Annotated in this window: 20 protein-coding genes; 17 read left to right on the forward strand and 3 right to left on the reverse strand. The window is 65.8% G+C overall.

The genetic code is table 11. The features are described 5' to 3' along the window. The first annotated feature begins 13 nt into the window (after positions 1-13). The 17 genes from EA795_RS02380 (at position 14) to EA795_RS02460 (ending at position 15,578) form a co-directional block, all read left to right on the forward strand. The gene (locus EA795_RS02380) at positions 14-271 is read left to right on the forward strand and encodes an acyl carrier protein (protein WP_014851460.1); all 258 of its coding nucleotides are present in this window, start codon (positions 14-16) and stop codon (positions 269-271) included. Positions 272-311: 40 nt separating this feature from the next. Next, positions 312-878 (forward strand): COG4648 family protein, encoded by a 567-nt coding sequence (locus EA795_RS02385; protein ID WP_122075346.1) that lies wholly within the window; start codon positions 312-314, stop codon positions 876-878. Beyond that, entirely contained in the window at positions 875-2,554 is a 1,680-nt protein-coding gene (locus tag EA795_RS02390; RefSeq protein ID WP_122075348.1) for an acyl-CoA synthetase family protein, read from the forward strand. The genes EA795_RS02385 and EA795_RS02390 overlap by 4 nt, the downstream gene beginning before the upstream one ends. Then, entirely contained in the window at positions 2,551-3,354 is an 804-nt protein-coding gene (locus EA795_RS02395; RefSeq protein WP_240644979.1) for a glycosyltransferase family 2 protein, read from the forward strand. Before EA795_RS02390 ends, EA795_RS02395 begins: the two co-directional genes overlap by 4 nt. Continuing rightward, positions 3,351-4,301 (forward strand): lysophospholipid acyltransferase family protein, encoded by a 951-nt coding sequence (locus tag EA795_RS02400; protein ID WP_122075350.1) that lies wholly within the window; start codon positions 3,351-3,353, stop codon positions 4,299-4,301. Before EA795_RS02395 ends, EA795_RS02400 begins: the two co-directional genes overlap by 4 nt. Next, positions 4,282-5,826, forward strand: coding sequence for an HAL/PAL/TAL family ammonia-lyase (locus EA795_RS02405; RefSeq protein ID WP_122075352.1), 1,545 nt, complete (start codon positions 4,282-4,284; stop codon positions 5,824-5,826). Before EA795_RS02400 ends, EA795_RS02405 begins: the two co-directional genes overlap by 20 nt. Next, complete coding sequence (locus EA795_RS02410; RefSeq protein WP_122075354.1) at positions 5,819-6,244, forward strand: acyl-CoA thioesterase; 426 nt, start codon at positions 5,819-5,821, stop codon at positions 6,242-6,244. Before EA795_RS02405 ends, EA795_RS02410 begins: the two co-directional genes overlap by 8 nt. Continuing rightward, complete coding sequence (locus tag EA795_RS02415; protein WP_122075356.1) at positions 6,241-6,852, forward strand: outer membrane lipoprotein carrier protein LolA; 612 nt, start codon at positions 6,241-6,243, stop codon at positions 6,850-6,852. Before EA795_RS02410 ends, EA795_RS02415 begins: the two co-directional genes overlap by 4 nt. Beyond that, complete coding sequence (locus tag EA795_RS02420; protein ID WP_122075358.1) at positions 6,836-9,196, forward strand: MMPL family transporter; 2,361 nt, start codon at positions 6,836-6,838, stop codon at positions 9,194-9,196. Before EA795_RS02415 ends, EA795_RS02420 begins: the two co-directional genes overlap by 17 nt. Beyond that, positions 9,183-10,439 carry an NAD(P)/FAD-dependent oxidoreductase gene (locus tag EA795_RS02425; protein ID WP_122075360.1) on the forward strand — a complete coding sequence of 419 codons (1,257 nt, stop codon included), beginning with the start codon at positions 9,183-9,185 and terminating at the stop codon, positions 10,437-10,439. The genes EA795_RS02420 and EA795_RS02425 overlap by 14 nt, the downstream gene beginning before the upstream one ends. A 10-nt stretch (positions 10,440-10,449) precedes the next feature. Then, the gene (locus tag EA795_RS02430; RefSeq protein WP_170162208.1) at positions 10,450-10,974 is read left to right on the forward strand and encodes a DUF3261 domain-containing protein; all 525 of its coding nucleotides are present in this window, start codon (positions 10,450-10,452) and stop codon (positions 10,972-10,974) included. Continuing rightward, positions 10,971-12,158, forward strand: coding sequence for a beta-ketoacyl-[acyl-carrier-protein] synthase family protein (locus EA795_RS02435; protein WP_122075364.1), 1,188 nt, complete (start codon positions 10,971-10,973; stop codon positions 12,156-12,158). The genes EA795_RS02430 and EA795_RS02435 overlap by 4 nt, the downstream gene beginning before the upstream one ends. Beyond that, positions 12,155-12,604 carry a hotdog family protein gene (locus EA795_RS02440; protein WP_122075366.1) on the forward strand — a complete coding sequence of 150 codons (450 nt, stop codon included), beginning with the start codon at positions 12,155-12,157 and terminating at the stop codon, positions 12,602-12,604. Before EA795_RS02435 ends, EA795_RS02440 begins: the two co-directional genes overlap by 4 nt. Continuing rightward, complete coding sequence (gene fabG / locus EA795_RS02445; protein WP_122075368.1) at positions 12,597-13,325, forward strand: 3-oxoacyl-ACP reductase FabG; 729 nt, start codon at positions 12,597-12,599, stop codon at positions 13,323-13,325. The genes EA795_RS02440 and fabG overlap by 8 nt, the downstream gene beginning before the upstream one ends. Further along, positions 13,325-14,551: a beta-ketoacyl-ACP synthase gene (locus EA795_RS02450; RefSeq protein WP_122075370.1), complete on the forward strand. Its 1,227-nt coding sequence runs from the start codon at positions 13,325-13,327 to the stop codon at positions 14,549-14,551. The genes fabG and EA795_RS02450 overlap by 1 nt, the downstream gene beginning before the upstream one ends. A 136-nt stretch (positions 14,552-14,687) precedes the next feature. Then, entirely contained in the window at positions 14,688-15,125 is a 438-nt protein-coding gene (locus tag EA795_RS02455) for a hypothetical protein (protein ID WP_014851445.1), read from the forward strand. Between the two features lie 156 nt (positions 15,126-15,281). Continuing rightward, on the forward strand, positions 15,282-15,578 hold the full coding sequence (locus EA795_RS02460; protein ID WP_122075372.1) for a hypothetical protein: 297 nt from the start codon (positions 15,282-15,284) through the stop codon (positions 15,576-15,578). Between the two features lie 48 nt (positions 15,579-15,626). On the opposite strand, the gene hemE is transcribed toward EA795_RS02460, so the two are convergent. The 3 genes from hemE to gltB all read right to left on the reverse strand — a co-directional run bounded on the left by hemE (position 15,627) and on the right by gltB (position 22,800). Then, complete coding sequence (hemE, locus tag EA795_RS02465) at positions 15,627-16,694, reverse strand: uroporphyrinogen decarboxylase (protein WP_115027411.1); 1,068 nt, start codon at positions 16,692-16,694, stop codon at positions 15,627-15,629. Between the two features lie 142 nt (positions 16,695-16,836). After that, on the reverse strand, positions 16,837-18,255 hold the full coding sequence (locus EA795_RS02470; RefSeq protein WP_058074019.1) for an FAD-dependent oxidoreductase: 1,419 nt from the start codon (positions 18,253-18,255) through the stop codon (positions 16,837-16,839). 96 nt (positions 18,256-18,351) lie between these two features. Beyond that, positions 18,352-22,800, reverse strand: coding sequence for a glutamate synthase large subunit (gene gltB, locus EA795_RS02475; protein ID WP_122075374.1), 4,449 nt, complete (start codon positions 22,798-22,800; stop codon positions 18,352-18,354). Between the last annotated feature and the right edge of the window lie 164 nt (positions 22,801-22,964).

The raw sequence follows: 22,964 nt of genomic DNA on the forward strand, positions 1-22,964 counted from the left end.
GGAGGAATATCAAGTGAACAGCCGCGATGAAATCTTCCTGACCCTGCGCGACGCATTGGTCGAACTCTTCGAGCTGGAGCCCGAGCGCATCAGCCTGGAGGCCAACCTGTATCAGGACCTTGAAATCGACAGCATCGACGCCGTCGACCTGATCGATCACATCAAACGCCAGACCGGCAAGAAGATCGCCGCCGAGGAATTCAAGTCGGTGCGTACCGTGGGCGACGTGGTCGAGGCCGTGTTCCGCCTGGTCAACGCCGAAACGGCCTGAGCCAGGCATTGGTTAGCCGATCGGCTCCCGGAAGCAACTGATGCAAGCACGCAAAGCGGGCGCCGCCCGGCTGATCGGCCTTGGCCTGGTGGTGGTTGGGTTGTTGTACCCCTTTGTCGTCTACCTGGGCATGGGGCACCTGACGCCACGCATGTTCGCCGTGCTGCTGGGCACCCTCTGGCTGGCTCGCCTGCTCGGCGGCCGACCTTCGCCCCTCGAGCGGACGATCGGCGTCTTCGCCCTGGCGTTCTGCCTGCTGCTCGGCCTGGCCGACAGCGGCACGCTGCTGCGCTGGTACCCGGTGCTGATCAGCCTGGCTCTGCTGGGCTTGTTCGGCAGCAGCCTGCTGTCCGGCATGCCGATGGTCGAGCGGCTGGCACGCCTGACCGAACCCGAGCTGCCGCCGGCCGCCGTGCGCTACACACGCCAGGTGACCTGGCTGTGGGTGGGGTTCTTCACTTTCAACGCCGCCGTTGCCGCCGCGCTGGCCCTCTGGGCACCGCTGGCATGGTGGACGCTTTACACCGGCCTGATCGCCTATCTGCTGATGGGCCTGCTGTTTGCCGGTGAATGGCTGGTACGCCAGCGAATCAGGAGCCGTACATGAACTGGATTGCGCTGGACCAGTTACTCGAGCAAACACCGGCCTCGCGGCCGGTGGCATTGTGCCCGGCGCTCGAACACGAAGCGCTGCGGCAACAAGCACTGCGCCTGGCCGGCGGGCTGCGCAGCCGCAACATCACCCGGTTGGCGCTGCATCTGGAAGATGCCGGCGAGCTGGCCATCGCCCTGCTGGGCGCCTGGCGTGCCGGAGTCACGGTGCTGTTGCCGGCCGATTTGCAACCCGCCACCCGCCAGCGCCTGGCTGACCAGGCGGATCTCTGGCTGACCGATGAGGCCGGCGACAGCGCGCTGGCGGAACTGCTGGGCGAGGCGCTGCCTGCCGCGCCGCTGGATCTCGACCAGTGCCGCCTGTTGCTCTGTACCTCCGGTTCCAGTGGCGAGCCCAAGCTGATCGAGAAGCGTCTGCGCCAGCTGGCCAACGAAGTCGAAGTGCTTGAAGACCAGTGGGGCGCGGAGCTGGGCCAGGCCTGCATCATCGGTAGCGTGGCGGCGCAGCATATCTACGGGCTACTGTTCCGCGTGCTCTGGCCGCTGTGCGCGGGGCGTCCGCTGTTGCGCAAGGCATTGCCCTTTCCTGAAGACATTCAGCTGGCCAGCCGCGAGCATGCCGACTTCTGCCTGGTCGCCAGCCCTGCACTGCTCAAGCGCATGGGCGACAACCTCGACTGGCCGGCGCTGAGCCGGGTGCGCCGGGTGTTTTCCTCGGGCGGACCGTTGCCCGCAGAAGCCGCGCAGCAACTGCAGCAACGGCTGGACCAGGCGCCCACGGAAATCTACGGCAGCTCGGAAACCGGTGGCATCGCCTGGCGCCAGGGCGGCAGCCTCTGGCAGCCTTTCGTTGGTGTCGAACTGAGCCAGGACGAACAGGGCGCGCTGCGCATCGCCTCGCCCTGCCTGCCGCCGGACCACGTGGAACAGACTGCCGATGCCGCGCGGATCCAGGCCGATGGCCGCTTCGAACTGCTGGGCCGGCTCGACCGCATCGTCAAGCTGGAAGAAAAGCGCATTTCCCTGCCGATGCTGGAAAGCGCCTTGAGCGAACACCCCTTCGTCAGCGAAGCGCGGCTGAGCGTCATCGAGGACAATCGCGCCTTTCTCGCCGCGCTGGTCGCTCTCAGCGATGCCGGCCTGCATGCCCTGCGCAACCAGGGCCGCCGCGCCCTGACCCAGGCGCTGCGCAAGCACTTGGCGCAATACTGCGAAGCCCTGGCCCTGCCACGACGCTGGCGGCTGGTGCGGCAAATGCCCTGTAACGCCCAGGGCAAACTGCCGCAAGCGCAACTCGAAGCGCTGCTGCGTACGCCGCGCTGTCTGACGCCGGAACGATTGGGCGAGCGCCAGGAAGACGATCAATGGCACCTGGAGCTGGGCGTACCGGTGGACCTGGCCCACTTCAGCGGGCACTTCCCGCAGACCCCGGTGCTGCCCGGCGTGGTCCAGATCGACTGGGCAATCAGCCTGGCGCGCCAGCTGATCGAGAACCTGCCGCCACGTTTCCAGGGCATGGAGGTATTGAAGTTCCAGCAGCTGGCGCGTCCCGGTGATCGCCTGCAACTGACGCTGCGCTTCGACGCCCAGCGCAGCAAACTGCACTTCAGCTACCGCAACGGCGATGCGCCCTGCTCATCCGGGCGCATTCTGCTGGGAGCGTCGGCATGACCGCCTGCCCCTCGTCGCCCCGTACCGAGGCGCTGCCGCTCGCCAGCACCGCCGCGGAGGAAGACTGGTTCAAGCCCTGCGCGGTGATACCGGTCTACAACCATGAGCGGACCCTGCCGGCCGTCGTCGCCGCGCTGCAGGCCGAAGACCTGCCCTGCGTGCTGGTGGACGATGGCTCGTCCGCCACAGCCGCGGCGGTGCTCGATCGACTGGCCGAACACCCTGCGGTCCACCTGCATCGCCACACCCACAACCAGGGCAAGGGCGCCGCAGTCATCAGCGGCCTGCGCGAAGCCGCGCGCCTGGGCTTCAGTCATGCCCTGCAGGTGGACGCCGACGGCCAGCACGAACTGAGCCGCGTCGACCTGTTCCTCAATCGCGCCAGCCAGGCGCCCGAGGCGGTGATCTGCGGTTATCCGCAATACGACGACAGCGTGCCCAAGGGCCGTCTCTACGGTCGCTACCTGACCCACGTGTGGGTCTGGATCAATACCCTGTCGACCTCGATCCGCGATTCCATGTGCGGCTTTCGCGTCTACCCGCTGGCGCCGACATTGGCGCTGATCGACTCGGCATCGCTCGGTTCGCGGATGGATTTCGACACCGAGATCCTGGTGCGCCTGCACTGGAGGGCGCAGCCAATGGTCTGGCTGCCCACGCGGGTGCATTATCCGGCCGACGGCGTCTCGCACTTTCGCCTGTGGCGCGACAACCTGCTGATCTCGGGCATGCATGCCCGGCTGTTCGGCGGCATGCTGCTGCGTGCACCCGCGCTGCTCTGGCGACGGTGGCAGGGATGAGCCAGGCGCAACGCAACCTGCACTGGGCCGCGCAACGCGAGCGGGGCAGTTTCGCCCTGATGAAGTTCACGGCGTGGGCACTGCGGCTGCTCGGGCGGCGAGCCATCACGCCGCTGCTGTACCTGATCGTGCTGTATTTCTATCTGTTCGGGCGCAGCGCTCGCGAAAGCATCCGGACCTACCAGCGTCACCTGGCCAACTGGAGCGGACGTGGCGAGCTGGCGCCCAGCGCGCGCTCGGTCTATCGGCAATTCATGGCCTTCGCCGACGCCCTGCTGGACAAGATCGACGTCTGGAACGGGCGCATCGACCCGAGTCAGCTCGAAGTGGACGACCCCCACGGCATCCGCCCGCAGATCTGGGCCGGCGGCCAGCGCGGGCAGATGCTGGTGGGCGCGCACTTGGGCAACCTGGAGGTCTGTCGTGCGCTGGCCGAGATCGGCGGCAAGGCACGAATGAACATCCTCGTGCACACCCGCCACGCCGAGCGCTTCAATCGCCTGCTGGACGAATCCGGCGCGAGCAACTTGCGCCTGATCCAGGTCAGCGAGCTGGACCCGGCGATCATGCTGGAGCTGTCCCGGCGCCTCGAGGACGGTGAGTGGCTGGCCATCGCCGGCGACCGCGTTCCGCTGCATGGCGCACGTACCGCCACAGCGGATTTCCTCGGCCAGCCGGCCGCCTTTCCACAAGGGCCCTGGCTGCTGGCCGGGCTGCTGGAATGCCCGGTCAACCTGCTGTTCTGTCTGAAACACGGCGAACGCTACCGGATCCACCTGCACCCCTTCGCCGAGCGCATTCGCTGGCGCCGCAGCGAGCGCGATGCGATCGTGCAGCAGTGCGTGCAGCGCTACGCCGATCAGCTGGCGGCGCGTTGCCTGGAGGCACCGCTGCAATGGTTCAACTTCTACCCTTTCTGGAACGCACATGAACGACGCCGCACCTGAATCCGTGATCTTTGGCGAGAACCAACTGAGCATCGAGGACGTGCTGGCCGTGGCCGAACGCCGCGCACCGACACGCCTGCAGGCCGACGACGGCTTTCGCCAGCGCATTGCCCGTGGCGCCCAGTTCCTCGACACCCTGCTCGACCGCGAAGGGGTGATCTACGGTGTGACCACCGGCTACGGCGACTCCTGCGTGGTGGCGGTGCCGCTGTCGCAGGTCGAGGCGCTGCCGCAACACCTGTTCACCTTCCACGGCTGCGGCCTGGGCAAGCTGCTGGATGCCGAAGCGACCCGCGCCGTGCTCGCCGCGCGGCTGCGCTCGCTGACCCACGGCGTTTCGGGCGTGCGCATCGAGCTGCTCGAGCGCATGCAGGCCTTTCTCGAGCACGACATCCTGCCGCTGATTCCCGAAGAAGGCTCGGTCGGCGCCAGCGGCGACCTGACGCCGCTGTCCTATGTGGCCGCGACGCTGACCGGCGAACGCGAGGTGATGTACCAGGGCGAGCGTCGCAGCGCCGCCGAAGTGCACCGCCAGCTGGGCTGGACGCCGCTGACCCTGCGGCCCAAGGAAGCCCTGGCGCTGATGAACGGCACCGCGGTGATGACCGGCCTGGCCTGCCTGGCCTATGCCCGCGCCGATTACCTGCTCAAGCTGGCCACGCGTATCACCGCGCTCAACGTGGTGGCGCTGGAAGGCAACCCCGAGCATTTCGACGAACGCCTGTTCGCCGCCAAGCCCCACGCTGGGCAGAACCAGGTCGCCGCCTGGATTCGCCAGGACCTGGCGATCGATGCGCCGACCGCGCCGCTGCATCGCCTGCAGGACCGCTACTCCATTCGCTGCGCACCCCATGTGCTCGGCGTGCTGGCGGACAGCCTGGGGCTGCTGCGCCAGTTCATCGAGACCGAACTGAACAGCGCCAACGACAACCCCATCATCGATGCGGAAAACGAGCGCGTGCTGCACGGCGGGCATTTCTATGGCGGCCACATCGCCTTCGCCATGGACAGCCTGAAGAACCTGGTGGGCAACGTCGCCGACCTGCTCGACCGCCAGCTCGCGCTGCTGGTCGATACCCGCTACAACCATGGCCTGCCGAGCAACCTTTCCGGCGCGCCGGCAGCCACCGCGATGATCAACCACGGCTTCAAGGCGGTGCAGATCGGCGCCAGCGCCTGGACCGCCGAGGCTCTGAAGAACACCATGCCGGCCAGCGTCTTCTCGCGCTCCACCGAATGCCACAACCAGGACAAGGTCAGCATGGGCACCATCGCCGCCCGCGACGCGCTGCGCAGCCTGGAGCTGACCGAGCAGGTGGCCGCGGCCACGCTGATCGCGGCTAACCAGGGCGTCTGGCTGCGCCAGCGTGACGAACAGGCGCGGCCGTTGCCCGCGCCGCTGCGCGAGATGCATGCCGAGCTGGGCGAGGACTTCCCGCCGCTGATCGAGGACCGGGCGCTGGAGGGCGAGCTGCGCCTGTGCCTGCAACGTATCCGTGATCGACATTGGGGGCTTTATGCGTAAGAGCGGCGTACTGCAGGCGGAAGTCGAGGTCCTGGTGCCCTTCTTCGACGTCGATTCGATGGACGTGGTCTGGCACGGCCACTACATCAAGTATTTCGAGGTGGCCCGCTGCGCGCTGCTCGACCGCATCGGCCACAACTACCAGCAGATGCGCGACGCCGGCTACGCCTGGCCGGTGATCGACGTGCAGCTGCGCTACATGCGCGGCGCACGTTTCAACCAGCGCATCATCGTGCGCGCCGACCTGATCGAATGGGAGAACCGCCTGAAGATCAACTACCTGATCAACGATGCCGAGACCGGCGAGCGCATGACCCGTGGCACCAGCGTGCAGGTGGCGGTGGAGATCGCCAGCCGCGAGATGCAGTTGGCCTCGCCGAAGGTCTTCGTCGAAGCCGTCGAACGGGCGCTGGCATGATCCGTAACCTTGCCGCACGGACGTTCCTGACACTGTGCCTGACGCTGACGATGGCGGCCGGTGCCCAGGCCTTCGATCTGGCCCAGTTGAGCCAGCAGTTGCGCGAGCCGGCCGTGATCCGCGGGCAGTTCGTCCAGCAAAAGCACCTGCGCGCCCTGCCCCTGCCACTGGTCAGCCGCGGCCAGTTCGTCCTGGCCCGTGAGCATGGCTTGCTCTGGTCGCTTCAGCAGCCTCTGCAGCAGGATTACCGCATCAGCGGTTCGGGTATCGCCCAGCGCACCCCCAGCGGCTGGGAGTCGACAGACCAGCAGCCCGCGGCCGCGCGGCAGAACCAACTCTTCCTGGCCGTGCTCGGCGGGGATGCCGAAGCGCTGCAACGGGACTTTCAGCTGGATCTGCTCGGCACCGCCGAAGACTGGACGCTGACGCTGACTCCGCGCTCGAAGCTGCTGCAGCAGATCTTCAGCGCCATTCACATCCAGGGGGGCGCCACGGCCCGGCGCATCGAGCTGCTGGAGACCCAGGGCGACAGCACCCTGCTGCTGCTGGAAAGCACAGAGGTCGATGATCAGTTGAGTGCGGTCGAGCAGCATGACTTCACCCACTGAGGCCGCACTGCGCCTGCCCCGCTGGATTCCCGCGTTGTTTCTCCTTGCCCTGCTGGGCCTGGTGGGGCTCACCGCCTGGCAATGGCGCGACGGCCCGCCCGTCAGCGCCAACCTGTTGCAGCTGCTGCCCAGCGGCACGCCGGGCGAGCTGGAGCAATTGGCCGAAACACGCATGCAGGAGCCGCTGAATCACGACCTGATGCTGCTGGTACGCCATGCCGATGACGTCCAGGCCGACGCACTGGCCAGCGAAATCACCGACACGCTGCAGGCCAGCGGCCTGTTCGCCCAGGTTCGGCGCTCCGTCGATGCCGACCTGCCCGCGCTGCGCCGGCAATTGCTCGAGCATCGCCTTGCGCTCCTCGACGCAGCCAGTCGCGAGGCCCTGATCGCCGGGCCGGAGGCCTTCATCCAGCAACGCCTGCAACGCCTGTACAACCCCTTCGAGGGCAACGCGCTGGTGCCGGTGGAGCAGGACTGGTTCGGTATCGCCGATCTGGCGCAGCGGCAACTGCTGCAACCGGGCAATGTCCAGGCCGGGCTGGATGGACATCTGACTGCCGAGTACCAGGGGCAGCGCTGGGCCGTGATCCACGCACGCACCCATGGCGATGCCTTCGACGACAGCCTGCCCCTGCAGGTAGAGCGCCTGGTGACTGAACTGCGAGACCGCGCCAACGCCAGCCAGGGCGAGCTGCTGGCCGCGGGCGGGCTGCTGTATGCCGCCCACGGCCAACGCCAGGCGCGCGAGGAAGCCAGTCTGATCGGCAGCATTTCGCTGATTGCCAGCCTCGGCCTGCTGCACCTGCTGTTCCGCACGCCGCGCGTACTGCTGGTGGCGCTGCCGGTCGCGGTGGGCGCGCTCAGCGGCGCCGCGGCGTGCATCGCGCTGTTCGGCCAGATCCATGTGCTGACCCTGGTGCTCGGCGCCAGCCTGGTAGGGGTGAGCATCGATTTTCCGCTGCACTACCTGTCGAAAAGCTGGACCCTGCAGCCCTGGCACAGCCATCGCGCGCTGCGCCTTACGCTTCCCGGGCTGTTCCTGGCGCTGGCCACCAACGTCATCGGTTATCTGGCGATGGCCTTCACGCCGTTTCCGGCGCTGAGCCAGGTGGCGGTGTTCTCGGCTGCCGGGCTGGCCGGCGCCTTCGCCTGCGCCACCTGCCTGCTGCCCTGGCTGCTCAGCGCTCCGCTGCAACCCTGGCCGACACCGCTGGGTTGGGCCGAGCGCTGGCTGAAGCTGCGCCGGGCGCTGCTCGGGCGCATTCCCACGCCTTGGCTGCTCGCCGTATTCGTGCTGTTCTGCACAGGCGGCTTGCTGCAGGTGTCGTTCAAGGACGATCTGCGCCAATGGGTCAGCCGGGCGCCGGCGCTGCAGGAGCAGGCCATGCGTATCGGCGAGATCACCGGCTTCCAGCCCACCAGCCAGTATTTCCTGGTCCGCGCCGCCAGCACCGATGAGCTGCTGGCCAGCCAGGAAGCATTGGCCACGCGTCTCGACGATCTGGTTGCCGAGCGCAAACTGAGCGGTTACCTGGCCCTCAGCCAGCTCGCCGCCCCCACGGCCGCCCAGGAAAACCTGCAACTCGCCCTGCCGCACCTGCTGGAGGCAAGCGCACCTTTGCTGGCGCTCGGCGTCAGCAAAGGCCAGCTGGAGAACGAGCTCGCCACCTTGCAGGCGCAATCGATCCCAACCCTGGAGCAGGTGCTTGCCGGCCCGCTGGGTGAACCCTGGCGCCCGCTGTGGCTGGGCAGCCAGCAGGACGGTAGCGTGGCCGGGCTGGTCAGCCTGCAAGGCCTCAAGGACAGCACCGCGCTGGCCGGGCTGACCGAAGATCTGGCCGGCGTCAGCCTGATCGACCGCCCCGCCGAACTGAACGCCCTGTTCGCCGACACCAAGACCCAGGCCGCAACGCTCAAGGCGATTGCCGCCGCGCTGATCCTGTTGCTGCTGTGCCTGCCATTCGGCTGGCGGGGCGCGGCGCGCTGCCTGGCCGTTCCGCTGCTGGCCGCGCTCGGCAGCCTTGCCTGCCTGGGCTGGCTGGGCCAGTCGCTGACGCTGTTCGGCCTGTTCGGTCTACTGCTGGTCACCGCCATCGGCGTCGACTACGCCATCCTGATGCGCGAACAGGTCGGTGGCGCCGCGGTGAGCCTGGTCGGCACACTGCTGGCGGCCACTACCACCTGGCTCTCCTTCGGCCTGCTGGCGTTGTCCAGCACGCCCGCGGTCAGCAACTTCGGCCTCTCGGTGAGCCTCGGCCTGCTGTTCAGTTTCCTGCTGGCCCCCTGGGCCATCTCATCGCAACCCCAACCAAAGGCAAGGAGCCAGCATGGCGCCACTTGATACGCAACTTGATCTACAACAACGTGAAGTCGTGATCATCGGTGCCGGCCCTTCCGGTGCCATCGCCGGCGCGCTGCTCAAGCGTCAGGGCCATGACGTGCTGATCCTCGAGCGCCAGCGCTTCCCGCGCTTTTCCATCGGCGAGAGCCTGCTGTCGCACTGCCTGGATTTCGTCGAGGAAGCCGGCATGCTCGAGGCGGTCCAGGCGGCCGCTTTCCAGACCAAGCACGGCGCGGCCTTCGGCTGGGGCGAGCGCTACACAGAATTCGATTTCCGCGACAAGTTCACCGAGGGCCACGGCAGCACCTACCAGGTGCAGCGCGCCGATTTCGACAAGCTGCTGGCCGACCAGGCCGAGCTGCAGGGTGTCGAGATCCGCTATGAAGAGGAAATCATCGCGGCGGATTTCTCCAGCGCCCGCCCGCGCCTGCACGCCCGCCGCAACGACGGCAGCGAATATCACATCGAAGCGGCCTTCGTGCTCGACGCCAGCGGTTATGGCCGAGTGCTGCCGCGGCTGCTGGATCTGGAAGCGCCCTCGAGCTTCCCTGTACGTCGCGCGGTGTTCACTCACATCGAGGATCGCATCGACGACCCGCAGTTCGACCGCAACAAGATTCTCATCACCACCCATCCCGAGCTGCGCGATGTCTGGTACTGGACCATTCCCTTCAGCAACGGCCGCTGCTCCCTGGGCGTGGTGGCCAGCGCCGAGCGCTACGAGGGCCGCCCGGAAGACCTGGATGCCTGCCTCAAGGAGTTCGTACAGGAAGCGCCGAACCTTCGGCGCATCCTGAAGAACGCCCAGTGGGATACCCCGGCGCGGCTGATCGGCGGCTACTCGGCCAACGTCAAGTCGCTGCATGGCCCCGGCTTCGCGCTGCTGGGCAATGCCGCCGAATTCCTCGATCCGGTGTTTTCCTCGGGCGTGACCATCGCCATGCGTTCGTCGAGCATGGCCGCAGCGGTGCTGCACCGCCAGTTGTCGGGCGAGCAGGTGGACTGGGAGACCGAGTTCGCCGTGCCGCTCAAGCGCGGCGTGGATACCTTCCGGACTTACGTCGAGGGTTGGTACGATTGCAGCTTCCAGGACGTCATCTACTACGAACACGCCCAGCCGGAGATCCGCCGGATGATCAGCTCGATTCTCGCCGGCTATGCCTGGGACGAAAAGAACCCCTATGTCGCCGAATCCAGACGCCGCCTGCGCGTACTGGCCGAACTCTGCCGTGGCGATCGCTGACCCGCCCCGCATGAGCGCCTGTCGCGCCTGGCTCTGGTTGCCGCTGCTGACGGTACTGCTGAGCGGCTGCGCCCAGCGACTGCCGTTGCCCAGCGAACAGCCGGGGCTGCCATTGCCCTTGCAGCTGCACATCCAGGAGCGTGACGGCTCGCGAACGCAGGATCGGCTGCTGGTGATCCAGCATGAAGGGGCCGCCCTGCGCTGGTCATTGCTGAGCCCCCTCGGCGTGCCGCTGGCGCGCCAGTTGCTCGTCGATGGCCGCTGGCAGGCGGACGGCCTGTTGCCTCCCAATGCCCAGGCGCGCGAGCTCTTCGCCGCACTTTTGTTCGCGCTGACCCCGGCCGATCAGCTGGACAGGCTGTACGCGGCGCAGGAACTGCACGTGCGCGATGCCGAGCGCGCGATGCTGACGAGCAATGGCACCCACTGGCGGGTGCGTTACACCCAGCCCGAGCGTTTCGATCTCGACGTCGGCGCGGCACTGTCCTATGGTGTCGCCCCCCTCGCCGCACCTGACGGAGCCAGCCCTCGATGACCGCCTACCTGAACGCGCTCGGCGTGCTCTGCGCACTCGGCCGAGGCAAGGCTGAAGTGGCCGCGCGCCTGCTGTCCGGTGATGCCAGCGGCATGCAGCCGTACCCGCAACCGGTTGCCGGCCGTCAGCTGCCGGTCGGCGCGGTTCCCGGCGAGCTTCCGGCCCTGCCTTTCCAGGACTTGTACTACCAGACGCGCAACAATCAGCTGCTGCTGGCGGCCGCGCAAGAGATCGAACCACAGATCCGCGCGGCCATCGCGCGCTACGGTGCCGGGCGTGTCGGCGTGGTGCTGGGCACCAGTACCACCGGCATCCAGGAGTCCACCCAGGGCATTGCCGGGCTGATCCAGCACGGGCAACTGCCAGACGACTACCACTACGGCCACCAGGAGCTCTCGGCCCCGGCGAGTTTCCTCAGCGACTGGCTGCAGCTGGCCGGCCCCAGCTACTGCATATCCACCGCCTGCACTTCCAGCGCACGCGCCCTGCTCAGCGCCAGGCGGCTGCTGGATGCCGGGCTTTGCGACGCGGTGATCTGCGGCGGCGTGGACACTCTCTGCGACCTGACCCTGCAGGGTTTCAGTGCGCTGGAGGCTACCAGCGAACGCTTGTGCAATCCGTTTTCGGTCAACCGCGACGGCATCAACATCGGCGAGGCAGCCGCACTGTTTCTGATGAGCCGCGAACCGGCGCCGATCGCGCTGCTCGGCGCCGGCGCCAGCTCCGACGCCCATCACATCTCCGCACCTGATCCGCAAGGCAAAGGCGCCATCGAGGCGATGCGCCTGGCATTGCGACAGGCCGACATCGCCGCCGAGCAGCTGGACTACCTCAACCTGCACGGCACCGCCACCGCGCACAACGACGCGATGGAAAGCCTGGCCGTCAGCACGCTGTTTCCCGCCGGTGTGTCCTGCTCGTCGAGCAAGCCCATGACGGGCCATACCCTGGGCGCCGCCGGCGCACTGGAAGCGGCCTTCTGCTGGCTGAGCCTCTCGCCGTTCAATCCCGAACAGCTGTTGCCGCCGCACCTGTGGGATGGCCAGCAGGACCCGGCCCTGCCGACGCTCGAGCTGGTCGCCCCCGGCACGCGTCTGAGCCGTTCGGCACCGCGCCGCATGATGAGCAATTCCTTCGCCTTCGGTGGCAACAACATCAGCCTGATTCTGGGAGATGCACCGTGATTGCCTGGCCGATCGCCGAACTCTTGCCACACGCCGGGGACATGATCCTGCTGGATGCCGTCGAATCGTTCGATGACGACGCCGTGGTGACCTGCCTGAAGGTGCGGCCCGGCCTGCTGAGCCTGCCGGACGGCGGCCTGCCCGCCTGGGTCGGCATCGAGATCATGGCCCAGAGCGTCGCCGCCTTCGCTGGCTGTCAGGCACGCCAGGCCGGCTTGCCGGTCGAACTGGGCTTCCTGCTCGGCACGCGCAACTACCAGTGCAGCGTCGAGCACTTTCCCCTCGGCAGCGAACTGCGGATTCGCGCCCAGCGCTCCTTGCAGGACGACAACGGCATGGGCGTGTTCGAATGCCATCTCGACGGCCCCGGCATCCATGCCGAGGCCCGTCTCAACGTGTTTCGCCCGCCCGAAGTGGCGCGCTACCTGGAAGAACCCCATGAGTGAAACCATCCTCGTCACCGGCTCCAGCCGAGGTATCGGCCGTGCCATCGCGCTGCGTCTGGCCCGCGCGGGCTACGATATCGTCCTGCACTGTCGCGCCCGCCGCGATGAAGCCGAAGCCGTTCAGACAGAGATTCAGGCGCTGGGCCGCCAGGCGCGCATCCTGCAATTCGACATTGCCGATCGCGCCGCCTGCCGTGAACAGCTGGAAGCCGACGTCGAGGTCAACGGCGCTTACTATGGCGTGGTCTGCAATGCAGGCCTGACCCGCGACGCGGCCTTTCCGGCGCTGACCGACGAGGACTGGGACCAGGTGCTGCGCACCAACCTGGACGGCTTCTACAACGTCCTGCAGCCGCTGACCATGCCGATGATCCGTCGTCGCCAGCCGGGCCGCATCGTCTGCATCACCTCGGTTTCGGGCATGATCGGCAATCGCGGCCAGGTCAACTACAGTGCGTCGAAGGCCGGGGTAATCGGCGCGGCCAAGGCGCTGGCGGTGGAACTGGGCAAGCGCCGGATCACCGTCAACTGCGTCGCGCCGGGGCTGATCGACACCGAGATGCTCGATGAAGACCTGCCGATCGAGGAGATGCTGAAGATGATTCCGGCGCAACGCATGGGCACGCCCGAAGAAGTGGCCGCTGCGGTGAATTTCCTGATGTCGACCGAAGCCGCCTACATCACGCGCCAGGTGCTGGCCGTCAACGGCGGGCTGTGCTGATGAAACGCGTGGTCGTCACCGGCATGGCCGGCATTACCTCGCTGGGCAGCGACTGGACCAGCATCGAAGCCAACTTCAGCGCCAACCGCAGCGGCATCCGCCGCATGCACGAGTGGGATCGCTTCAGCGAGCTGAACACCCGCCTGGCCGGGCCGGTGGACGTTTTCGCCGTACCGGCCCACTGGACACGCAAGCAGTTGCGCAGCATGGGGCGCGTCTCGCGTCTGTCGGTCAAGGCCGCCGAACAGGCCTTGCAGCATGCCGGCCTGCTCGACGACAGCAGCATCCGCGATGGCCGCATGGGCGTCGCCTGCGGCTCGTCCACCGGCAGCACCGAGGAGATCAAGGCGTTCGGCAACATGCTGCTCAACTCGGTGGCCGACGGGCTGAATGCCAACTCCTACATCCGCATGATGCCGCACACCACAGCAGCCAACATCAGCATCTTCTTCGGCCTTACCGGCCGGGTGATCCCCACCTCCAGCGCCTGCACCAGCGGCAGCCAGGGCATCGGCTACGCCTACGAGGCGATCAAGTTCGGCCGCCTGCCGATGATGCTCGCCGGTGGTGCCGAGGAGCTGTGCGCCACCGAGGCCATGGTCTTCGATGCACTCTACGCCACCAGCCTGAAGAACGACGCGCCGCATACCACGCCGCGCCCCTACGACAGCGGCCGCGACGGGCTGGTGATCGGCGAAGGCGCCGGCATGCTGGTGCTCGAGGAACTGGAGCATGCCCTGGCGCGCGGCGCCACCATTCATGCCGAACTGGTGGGTTTCGGCAGCAATGCCGACGGCTGCCACGCGACCAAGCCGGAGCAGCTGACCATGCGCCGCGCCATGGAGCTGGCGCTGGAGGATGCCGGCCTCGCGCCGGAAGCCATTGGCTACGTCAACGGCCATGGCACCGCCACCGAACAGGGCGATATCGCCGAGACCCAGGCGACCCAGGCACTGTTCGGCTCGTGTATGCCGATCAGCTCGCAGAAGAGTTATCTCGGTCATACGCTGGGTGCCTGTGGCGCGCTAGAGTCCTGGTTCAGCATCGAGATGATGAATCGGGACCGCTATATCCATACGCTGAACCTGGACGCCATCGACCCACGCTGTGGCGACCTGGATTACCTGGTCGGCGCACCTCGGACGATGCAGCACCAGTACGTGATGAACAACAATTTCGCCTTCGGTGGGATCAATACTTCCCTGATCTTCCGCCGTTGGTCCTGACAGGCAGTTGAAAACCACCTGCGTTGGCAATGCTGCGCTAAAAGCAGACTCGGAACGCTCGTAATTCCGCTGCCTCGCCTACGCTTTCAGCAGCCCGACTGAACGTTTTACTCAAAACACCGCAAGGAGATGAACAATGAAAAAAACCACATGGATCGGTGCGGCGCTCGTGCTTTGCGCCCTGCCCGGTATCAGTCAGGCGCGTGACACCACCCATTACCTGCCCTTCGATGCAGTGGTCGCCGAAGCCACCGCTGCGGGTCGGCTGGATGGCAGCGTGAAGTTCTACCTCGCCAAGCGCCCGGCGGGTGCGAAGATCATCCGTAGCGACGTGTCCACCAGCAAGAAGACCAATGCCTTCAACAAGACGGACGAAGCAGCCTGCAGCTGGGCCCTGCAGTCCGCGCTGATCGGCATGGAAAAGGCGGCCAAGGCCGCTGGCGCCAACGCCGTGGTGGATATCGTCAGCAACTACAAGCACGTCGAGTACAAGGACAGCAGCAAGTACGAATGCCACGCCGGCGCGGTCATCGCGGGCGTCGCCCTCAAGGGCAGCCTGGCCAAAGTCAAGTAAACGCTCCGCTCCTCGGCCCGCGCCAGCGGTGCCGAGGTTACCTGTCCATTCCCGACCCCGACCGTCGGGCGGCCTTCCAGCCAGGCCGAAGGCTTCGAACGAATAACTGGACCTGCGAGTCAACAGTGCAGTACCCAACCCCATTGGAGGACTGCCATGCTCGGAAACAGACCACCCCACAAGTTCGAAGTGAACTATATCTTTCAGAACGATCCACGCGCGCAGATCATCGAAGCGGACGAGGAAAGCCTTTCGCAAGGCGAGGCGGCCCGGCGCCTGATCGAGCACCACAACGCCGATGCCGAGAACAGCCTGGTCATGCCCGATGCACAAGCCGACGAAACCGAGCTGCTGCGCCAGGCCGAGGTCGTGGGAATCACCGACATCCGCATCACCCGGCTGGTCCACGAGCATGAGCCGGGTACCACACCAGGGCATTATCAGCAGCCCTGAAAAAAGAGGCTGGAAGCCTCGCCTCCAGCCCCCATCTTCTACGTTCGCTTACCGGTGGTATTGCGCCGACAGTTCGTGCACCGCCTCGAAGAAAGCCTTGGCGTTTTCGGGGTCGACTTCCGGCGTGATGCCATGGCCCAGATTGAACACATGGCCTGCGCCATGGCCGTAGGCCGCGAGGATGCGTGCAACTTCAGCGCGGATCGCTGCGGGGCTGGAATAAAGCACCGCCGGGTCCATGTTGCCTTGCAGCGCCACCTTGCTACCCACCCGCGACCGGGCACTGCCGATGTTGCAGGTCCAGTCGAGGCCCAGCGCTTCGGCGCCGACATCGGCCATGGACTCGAGCCACAGGCCACCACCCTTGGTGAAGAGAATCACCGGCACGCGGCGCCCTTCATGTTCACGGATCAGCCCATCGACGATCTTCTTCATATAGGCCAGCGAGAACTCGCCATAGGCCGCATCAGAGAGGCTGCCGCCCCAGGAGTCGAAGATCTGCACCGCCTGCGCACCGGCCAGGATCTGACCGTTGAGGTAGCTGGTCACCGACTGCGCCAGCTTGTCCAGCAAGGCATGCATGGCCTCGGGGTCGTTGTAGAGCATGGCCTTGCTCTTGCGGAAGTCCTTCGACGAGCCGCCCTCGACCATGTAGGTGGCCAGCGTCCAGGGGCTACCGGAGAAGCCGATCAGTGGCGCGCGACCATTGAGCTCGCGGCGGATGGTGCGCACGGCATCCATCACGTAGCCCAGGTCCTTCTCCGGGTCCGGGATCGGCAGCGCCTCGATGTCGGCCAGGCTGCTGACATGCTTGCGGAAGCGCGGCCCTTCGCCGGTCTCGAAGTACAGCCCCTGCCCCATTGCATCGGGGATGGTGAGGATGTCGGAAAAGAGAATCGCCGCGTCGATCTGCGGATAGCGATCCAGCGGTTGCAGGGTAACCTCGCACGCCAACTCCGGATTCTTCATCAGACTCACGAAATCGCCGGCCTTGGCACGGGTGGCGCGGTATTCCGGCAGGTAACGCCCGGCCTGCCGCATCATCCACACCGGGGTGACGTCGACAGGCTGCTTGAGCAGGGCACGAAGGAAACGGTCGTTCTTCAAGGCAGTCATGTCTGGGTTCCAGCAAAAAAGTGCCGAGCATTGTCGCAAAGCCCATGACAAAAGGCACGGCGGGGGCCGTGCCTTTTATGATCGCCTTGATTCATGTCAGGCCGCGCCGGCCGGCCGTGCCTGATTCAAGCTGCCATCGGTATCAGACGCCCAGATAGTCGAGGATGCCTTCCGCCGCCTGGCGTCCTTCGAAGATCGCCGTGACCACCAGATCGGAGCCGCGCACCATGTCGCCGCCGGCGAAGATCTTCGGGTTGCTGGTCTGGTGCTTGAACGTACCCATTTCCGGCGCGATCACCCGTCCCTGGCCGTCGGTCTGGATGTCCTGCGTGGCGAACCAGTCGGCCGGGCTCGGGCGGAAACCGAAGGCGATCAGCACCGCATCGGCCGGGATCACTTCTTCGGAGCCGGGAATCGGCTCGGGGCTGCGACGACCCTTTGCATCCGGCTCGCCCAGGCGGGTCTCCACCACCTTGATGCCTTCTACCCGGCCTTCGCCGACGATGGCGATGGGCTGGCGGTTGAAGAGGAACTTCACCCCCTCTTCCTTGGCATTCTTCACCTCGCGACGCGAGCCGGGCATGTTCGCCGCATCGCGACGATAGGCGCAGGTCACGCTCTTGGCACCCTGGCGGATGGAGGTGCGGTTGCAGTCCATCGCGGTGTCGCCACCACCGAGCACCACCACCTTTTTGCCCTTCATGTCGACGAAGTCGTCGGCGGACTTCTCGAAGCCGAGGTTGCGGTTGACGTTGGCGATGAGGAAATCCAGGGCATCGTGCACGCCCGGCAGATCCTCGCCCGGGAAACCGCCCTTCATGTAGGTGTAGGTGCCCATGCCCATGAACACGGCGTCGTAGTCGGCCAGCAGTTGCTCGATGCTGACGTCCTTGCCCACCTCGGTATTGAGGCGGAACTCGATGCCCATGCCGCTGAAGATTTCGCGGCGACGGCTGAGTACGCTCTTCTCCAGCTTGAACTCGGGAATGCCGAAGGTCAGCAGGCCGCCGATCTCCGGGTTGCGGTCGAACACCACCGGGGCCACGCCATTGCGTACCAGCACGTCGGCACAACCCAGGCCGGCCGGGCCGGCGCCGATGATGGCGACGCGCTTGCCGGTCGGCTTGACCTGGGACATGTCCGGCCGCCAGCCCATGGCGAAGGCAGTGTCGGCGATGTACTTTTCCACCGAGCCGATGGTCACCGCGCCGAAGCCGTCGTTCAGGGTGCAGGCGCCTTCGCACAGGCGATCCTGCGGACAGACGCGGCCGCAGACTTCCGGCAGGGTGTTGGTCTGGTGGGCCAGCTCGGCGGCGGCGAGGATGTTGCCCTCGGACACCAGCTTGAGCCAGTTGGGAATGTAGTTGTGGACCGGGCACTTCCACTCGCAGTACGGGTTGCCGCACCCCAGGCAGCGGTGTGCCTGCTCGCACGCCTGCTGCGGCTTGAAGGGTTCGTAGATCTCGACGAATTCCTTCTTGCGCTGGCGCAGGAGTTTCTTCTTCGGGTCCTTGCGACCGACCTCGATGAACTGGAAGTCGTTGTTCAGACGTTCGCTCATTTCATAAACCTCATCGGCGACTCGAAGCCGGAAGCCTTCCGCTGGAAGAAGACGTGCCGCTTCCAGCGTTCAGCCTCGAGCTCACAGCTCAATTTCTTATTGCGGATTCGCGCGGGTACTCGACAGCAGCGAAGCCAGGTTGGCCGCCTTTGGCTTGACCAGCCAGAAGCGGCGCAGGTAGTCGTCCAGGTCTTCCAGCAGTTCGGCGCCCCATGCGCTGCCGGTCTCGGCCACGTATTCGCGCAGCACGCCCTGCAGGTGGCTGCGGTAGGCCTCCATCGCCTCACCGGTGATGCGCTGCAGGTTGACCAGCTCGTTGTTCACCCGGTCGATGAAGCTGTTGTCCATGTCCAGCACGTAGGCGAAGCCGCCGGTCATGCCCGAGCCGAAGTTGTGCCCGGTCTTGCCCAGCACGCAAACGAAACCGCCGGTCATGTATTCGCAGCAGTGGTCGCCCGTGCCTTCCACCACCGTATGGGCGCCGGAGTTGCGCACCGCGAAACGCTCACCCGCAGTGCCGGCGGCGAACAGCTTGCCGCCGGTGGCGCCGTACAGGCAGGTATTGCCGATGATCGCCGAATCCTTCGAGCGGAAGACGCTGTCCTTCGGCGGCGTGACCACCAGCTTGCCGCCGGTCATGCCCTTGCCCACGTAATCGTTGGCATCGCCTTCCAGATAGAGGTGGAGGCCACCGGCATTCCAGACACCGAAGCTCTGCCCAGCAGTGCCCTTGAAACAGAAGGTGATGGGTGCGTCCTTCATGCCCTGGTTGCCATGCACGCGAGCGATCTCACCGGACACGCGACCGCCGATGGAGCGGTCGCAGTTGCCGATCTGCAGTTCGAATTCGCCGCCGCTCTTGGCGTCGATGGCTTCGCGCGCCAGGCTCACCATCTGCTCCGCCAGCAGACCCTCATCGAACGGCGGGTTCTTCTCCACCTGGCAGTACTGCGGCTTGTCGAGCGGAATCCGGTCGCTGCCCAGCAGGGGCGTGAGATCCAGATGTGCCTGCTTGGCGGATTCGCCGGGCAGGATTTCCAGCAGGTCGGTACGCCCGATCAGCTCCTGCAGGCTGCGCACACCGAGTCGGGCCAGCCACTCGCGAGTTTCCTCAGCGACGAAGGTGAAGAAATTCACCACCATGTCCACGGTGCCGATGAAGTGATCCTTGCGCAGCTGGTCGTTCTGGGTGGCGACCCCGGTGGCGCAGTTGTTCAGGTGGCAGATGCGCAGGTACTTGCAGCCCAGGGCGATCATCGGCGCGGTGCCGAAACCGAAGCTCTCGGCGCCGAGAATCGCCGCCTTGACCACGTCGAGGCCGGTTTTCAGGCCACCGTCGGTCTGCACCCGGACCTTGCCGCGCAGGTCGTTGCCGCGCAGGGTCTGGTGGGTTTCGGCCAGGCCCAGTTCCCAAGGTGAACCGGCGTAACGGATCGAGCTCAGCGGCGAGGCACCGGTGCCGCCATCGTAACCGGAGATGGTGATCAGGTCGGCGTAGGCCTTGGCCACACCGGCAGCGATGGTGCCGACACCGGGTTCGGCCACCAGCTTCACCGATACCAGCGCCTTGGGGTTGACCTGCTTGAGGTCGAAGATCAGCTGCGCCAGATCCTCGATGGAGTAGATGTCATGGTGCGGCGGCGGCGAAATCAGCGTCACGCCCGGTACCGCATAGCGCAGCCTGGCGATCAGGCCGTTGACCTTGCCGCCCGGCAGTTGCCCGCCCTCGCCCGGCTTGGCGCCCTGGGCCACTTTGATCTGCAGCACTTCGGCGTTGACCAGGTATTCCGGCGTGACCCCGAAGCGGCCGGTGGCCACCTGCTTGATCTTCGAGCTGCGTGCGGTGCCGTAGCGTGCCGGGTCCTCGCCACCTTCGCCGGAGTTGGAACGTCCGCCGATACGGTTCATGGCTTCGGCGATCGCTTCGTGAGCTTCGGGCGACAGCGCGCCGAGGGAAATGCCGGCGGCATCGAAGCGTTTGAGAATCGCATCCAGCGGCTCGACGTCCTCCAGCGCCAGCGGCCGCTCGGCCACCTTCAGCTTGAGCAGATCGCGCAGCATGGACACCGGGCGCTGGTCGACCAGCGCCGTGTACTCCTTGAACAGCCCGTAATTGCCGCTCTGCACCGCCTTCTGCAGCGCGCCGACCACGTCCGGGTTGTAGGCATGGTATTCGCCGCCATAGACGAACTTGAGCAGGCCACCCGGCTGGATCGGCTTGCGGTTGTTCCAGGCCTCGGCGGCCAGCGCCTGCTGCTCGGCTTCGAGATCGACGAAACGCGCACCCTTGATGCGGCTGGCGACGCCACGGAAGCTGAGCTCCACCACCTCATCGGCCAGCCCCACCGCTTCGAACAGCTGTGCACCGCGATAGGAGGTGATGGTGGAGATGCCCATCTTCGAGATGATCTTCAGCAGGCCCTTGGTGATGCCCTTGCGGTAATGCTTGAACACTTCGTAGAGATCGCCGAGCACTTCGCCGGTACGGATCAGGTCGCTCAGCACTTCATAGGCGAGGAAGGGATAGACCGCCGTTGCGCCGAAGCCGATCAGCACCGCGAAATGGTGCGGGTCGCGCGCGGTGGCGGTCTCCACCAGAATGTTGCAATCGCAGCGCAGACCGGTCTCGATCAGCCGATGATGCACCGCCCCCACCGCCAGCGAGGCATGCACCGGCAGCTTGCCGGGCGCGATATTGCGGTCGCTCAGCACCAGCAGTACCTTGCCGCCGCGCACGGCTTCCTCTGCCTGATCGGCGATATTGCGCACCGCGGCTTCGAGCCCGAGCGCTTCATCGTAGTTGAGGTCGATGACCAACCGCTCGAAGCCCGGCCGGTCGAGTTCCATGATGGTCCGCCACTTCGCCGGGGAAATCACCGGCGTGGTGAGGATCGCGCGGTTGGCGTGATCGGCGGTTTCCTCGAAGACGTTGCGCTCGGCGCCCAGGCAGGTTTCCAGGGACATCACGATGGCTTCGCGCAGCGGGTCGATCGGCGGGTTGGTGACCTGCGCGAACTGCTGGCGGAAATAGTCGTAGGGCGAACGCACCCGGCGCGACAGCACCGCCATCGGCGTATCGTCGCCCATGGAGCCCACCGCCTCCTGGCCCTGCTCGGCCAGCGGGCGCAGCACCTGGTCACGCTCCTCGAAGGTGACCTGGAACATCTTCATGTACTGTCTGAGCTGGTCGGCATCGTAGAAGGCCGAGCCATGATCGTTGTCGTCCAGGGTCGACTGGATGCGCAGCGCGTACTGACGCAGCCACTTCTTGTAGGGGTGCTGGGATTTCAGCCGGTTATCGATGTCGTCGGTGTGCAGCACCTGCCCGGTGTGAGTATCCACGGCCAGGATCTGGCCCGGGCCGACGCGGCCCTTGGCGATGACATCCTCGGGCTGGTAGTCCCAGACGCCGACTTCCGAGGCCAGAGTGATGTAGCCGTTCTTGGTGGTGACCCAGCGCGCCGGACGCAGGCCGTTGCGATCGAGCAGGCAGATCGCGTGGCGGCCATCGGTGAGCACCACACCAGCCGGACCGTCCCAGGCCTCCATGTGCATGGAGTTGTATTCGTAGAAGGCGCGCAGGTCCGGGTCCATGGTTTCCATGTTCTGCCAGGCCGGCGGAATGATCATGCGCAGACTGCGGAACAGGTCCATGCCGCCGGTGACCAACAGCTCCAGCATGTTGTCCATGCTCGACGAGTCGGAACCGCTACGGTTGATCATCGGATCGAGGCTTTGCAGATCCGGCAGTTGCTCGTTGGCGAACTTCAGGCGGCGCGCCTGGGCCCAGTTGCGGTTGCCGGTGATGGTGTTGATCTCGCCGTTGTGGGCGAGAAAGCGGAACGGCTGCGCCAGCGGCCATTGCGGCATGGTGTTGGTGGAGAAGCGCTGGTGGAAGACGCAGATGGCGGTGGCCAGACGCTTGTCGCTGAGGTCCGGGAAGAACTGCGCCAGGTCCGCCGGCATCATCAGGCCTTTGTAGATGATGTCCTTGTCGGAGAAGCTGCAGACGTAGAACTGCTTGTCCTCGGCCAGGGCCACTTCGGTCCGGCGACGTGCCATGAACAGCTTGGTGCCGAACTCACGCTCGGACAGACCTTCGGCACTGACGAACACCTGCTCGATGCGCGGCAGCCGCTCCAGCGCCAGGCGACCCAGCACGCTGGTATCGACCGGCACCTCGCGCCAGCCGACCAGGGTCAGTCCTTGCGCGGCGATCTGCTCGTTGAAGCACGCGCGGGCGGCATCGGCTTGGGCACTGTCCTGGCTGAGAAAGACCATGCCCACCGCGTACAGATCCGGCAGCTCGGCATCGAAGTGCTGGCGGGCCATGGCGCGCAGGAAGGCATCCGGCTTCTGCATCAGCAGCCCGCAACCATCGCCGGTCTTACCATCGGCGTTGATGCCGCCGCGGTGGGTCATGCAGGTCAGTGATCGAATGGCAGTCTGAAGCAGGTGATGGCTTGCCTCGCCCTGCATGTGGGCAATCAGACCGAAGCCGCAGTTATCCTTGAACTCTTCAGGACGAAACAGACCTGCTCTCATAGGCGCTCCAACACTAATACGTTGTAAATCAACCCCTTACTGGCCAGGCAGAGCGACGCCCCAACTTGGACGCGAGCAAAGGGGGAGCAGTTTACAAAGCGTGCTAGAACGACACAATTATTTTTTGCAAGCCCCAAAAAGGTGCATTGCGCACTTTTTTAGGG

Source organism: Stutzerimonas nitrititolerans (assembly GCF_003696285.1).
GTDB lineage: Bacteria > Pseudomonadota > Gammaproteobacteria > Pseudomonadales > Pseudomonadaceae > Stutzerimonas > Stutzerimonas nitrititolerans.

What these genes read in the sequence shown, in the direction of transcription:
- EA795_RS02385 (WP_122075346.1), top strand. Translation starts at nt 312, where the DNA reads ATGCAAGCACGCAAAGCGGGCGCCGCCCGGCTGATCGGCCTTGGCCTG.
- EA795_RS02390 (WP_122075348.1), top strand. Translation starts at nt 875, where the DNA reads ATGAACTGGATTGCGCTGGACCAGTTACTCGAGCAAACACCGGCCTCG.
- EA795_RS02395 (WP_240644979.1), top strand. Translation starts at nt 2,551, where the DNA reads ATGACCGCCTGCCCCTCGTCGCCCCGTACCGAGGCGCTGCCGCTCGCC.
- EA795_RS02400 (WP_122075350.1), top strand. Translation starts at nt 3,351, where the DNA reads ATGAGCCAGGCGCAACGCAACCTGCACTGGGCCGCGCAACGCGAGCGG.
- EA795_RS02405 (WP_122075352.1), top strand. Translation starts at nt 4,282, where the DNA reads ATGAACGACGCCGCACCTGAATCCGTGATCTTTGGCGAGAACCAACTG.
- EA795_RS02410 (WP_122075354.1), top strand. Translation starts at nt 5,819, where the DNA reads ATGCGTAAGAGCGGCGTACTGCAGGCGGAAGTCGAGGTCCTGGTGCCC.
- EA795_RS02415 (WP_122075356.1), top strand. Translation starts at nt 6,241, where the DNA reads ATGATCCGTAACCTTGCCGCACGGACGTTCCTGACACTGTGCCTGACG.
- EA795_RS02420 (WP_122075358.1), top strand. Translation starts at nt 6,836, where the DNA reads ATGACTTCACCCACTGAGGCCGCACTGCGCCTGCCCCGCTGGATTCCC.
- EA795_RS02425 (WP_122075360.1), top strand. Translation starts at nt 9,183, where the DNA reads ATGGCGCCACTTGATACGCAACTTGATCTACAACAACGTGAAGTCGTG.
- EA795_RS02430 (WP_170162208.1), top strand. Translation starts at nt 10,450, where the DNA reads ATGAGCGCCTGTCGCGCCTGGCTCTGGTTGCCGCTGCTGACGGTACTG.
- EA795_RS02435 (WP_122075364.1), top strand. Translation starts at nt 10,971, where the DNA reads ATGACCGCCTACCTGAACGCGCTCGGCGTGCTCTGCGCACTCGGCCGA.
- fabG (WP_122075368.1), top strand. Translation starts at nt 12,597, where the DNA reads ATGAGTGAAACCATCCTCGTCACCGGCTCCAGCCGAGGTATCGGCCGT.
- EA795_RS02450 (WP_122075370.1), top strand. Translation starts at nt 13,325, where the DNA reads ATGAAACGCGTGGTCGTCACCGGCATGGCCGGCATTACCTCGCTGGGC.
- EA795_RS02455 (WP_014851445.1), top strand. Translation starts at nt 14,688, where the DNA reads ATGAAAAAAACCACATGGATCGGTGCGGCGCTCGTGCTTTGCGCCCTG.
- EA795_RS02460 (WP_122075372.1), top strand. Translation starts at nt 15,282, where the DNA reads ATGCTCGGAAACAGACCACCCCACAAGTTCGAAGTGAACTATATCTTT.
- hemE (WP_115027411.1), bottom strand. Translation starts at nt 16,694, where the DNA reads ATGACTGCCTTGAAGAACGACCGTTTCCTTCGTGCCCTGCTCAAGCAG.
- EA795_RS02470 (WP_058074019.1), bottom strand. Translation starts at nt 18,255, where the DNA reads ATGAGCGAACGTCTGAACAACGACTTCCAGTTCATCGAGGTCGGTCGC.
- gltB (WP_122075374.1), bottom strand. Translation starts at nt 22,800, where the DNA reads ATGAGAGCAGGTCTGTTTCGTCCTGAAGAGTTCAAGGATAACTGCGGC.